The sequence below is a fragment of the Pseudoalteromonas atlantica genome (assembly GCA_007988745.1).
In the GTDB taxonomy this organism is placed as follows: domain Bacteria; phylum Pseudomonadota; class Gammaproteobacteria; order Enterobacterales; family Alteromonadaceae; genus Pseudoalteromonas; species Pseudoalteromonas atlantica.
The window spans coordinates 1-1582 of the sequence record BJUT01000115.1 but is presented as its reverse complement, the minus strand read 5'-3'; the positions used below and the strand labels follow the sequence as shown (position 1 = coordinate 1582).

The window sequence follows — 1582 nt, the reverse complement described above, 5'->3', positions numbered from 1 at the left end:
CATGGCAAGCATAAGTAACTTTTCTTCAACCCAGCCTCTTCGATGCACGTAAGAATTGCCAGTAAAATGTTCTTCTCCACATAAAAATGCACGCCGAACACAACGCTAGATACAGTGGTAATATTTTGTATCAAACAAACTTACTTGACGCTTACTTGCGAATACCATTAAACACCCTGCTTGTTTTTCACACTGATAAGACCAAGTACTTGCTTCAAAATTAAGATATGTGTCTTTGTTATCTAGGATATCTTTTTGAATCAAAATCAACCAGGAAAGCTTTTTTCACTCATAACGCTTAATAAAGAAAGTCCATTATCTTCATTAAACTCCGCATTGAAGTAAATCTTATCTTTTTCAAAAACCAGAGCACTTTTAACTTTTAAATATTTACCAGAAGACATCATTATTTCTTTAATATAATTATAATTTGCCCCTAATAGTGTTTCTTTCACTTTGTATGGGCTAAAGAATTGATTAAGGTAAACAACTTCTAATTGACACGCCTTAGTATCTGAGTCACCTTCAAAATGAAAAAATAAACATTCAAAAATTTCATCTTCATTATATAAGATCGAAACTCCGCTATCTTTCATAATTAGGTAAGTCTCATCCAAATCATCATCGTGATGAAACTCCGGCTTTTCCTTAAAAATAGAATGGCATAGCTCTTCGATACCACTCTTTAAAGTCGATTCTACAATCTCACTAATCACATTAAAATCAATCATTATCGGTACTCAATTTAATAGGTTCTTTTTTATCATAATCATTTATAGACTTATTATAGTTATGCAGTTTAGTTATTTCATTATTAATCTCATTTTCACTATAACCTCGCTTGAGCAGCTCACCCTTTGTTGTTTCAGTATCTCTAAAAGCCGCTTTTTCTAAATCAGAGGCATCTTCACTAATCCTTACTTTTGTATTTCTCCCTCTAAATGTCGCTCCTGCAGCGTGAACTTCTTTAGGCTCCACTAAAACACCAGTTAACCTCTTTAGTTCAGATTTTTCAGCTTTCGTTAGCTTTCTTTCCCTTTTTATCTCTTCAGCTTTTATAATCTGCTTAATAGCTGGAATATGATTACCTTCAAGATCGTCGCCTACTTTTGCTCTCTTATTATGATTACTGTATGTGGTTGCTTCACCAACTTTTAAAGCTCCAGTTCCGCTACCAAGCTTTTTAACAATTGGTTCAATTGCTTCATCTGCAAACTTACCTGGAATAGCTGCTACCGCTAATGTTGCAGCACCGGCGGCAGTTACACCTTCATCAACCATAGTAATTACAGCATCGAAAATATCAGCGACGCCTTCAACAGCCCATTCTATCGGAAAAATACTTACTGGTTTTAAACCTTCCTCTTGTGGTATTGAATTCAGATTATCCTTAATCTCCTTAGGCGTTAATTGCCCATCTTGAGCTGCTTTAAATAATTTTTCAGATAGTTTTGGACTTATGCACCCAGAAGCTACTCTTGTATCTAACGCTTCTTTTAAGCTCTTCTCACCCTCTTCACACATCAATCCAAACGGATCTACCCAATTCACCGGGTTTGGCGCATATTGATAGTGGTTTATG

2 protein-coding genes and 1 pseudogene are annotated in these 1582 nt (G+C 35.3%); all 3 read right to left on the bottom strand.

Features of this window, described 5'->3' with window-relative positions; translation table 11 throughout:
• Positions 1–168 (bottom strand): annotated as a pseudogene (locus PAT01_RS19925) (Mobile element protein); the annotation flags it as partial.
• Between the two features lie 98 nt (positions 169–266).
• Positions 267–731 carry a hypothetical protein gene (locus PAT01_RS19920; RefSeq protein ID WP_154946061.1) on the bottom strand — a complete coding sequence of 155 codons (465 nt, stop codon included), beginning with the start codon at positions 729–731 and terminating at the stop codon, positions 267–269.
• Positions 724–1582 (bottom strand): hypothetical protein (locus PAT01_RS20175; protein WP_318299783.1); only part of this gene is annotated, 859 nt, incomplete at its 5' end. The genes PAT01_RS19920 and PAT01_RS20175, both read right to left, overlap by 8 nt.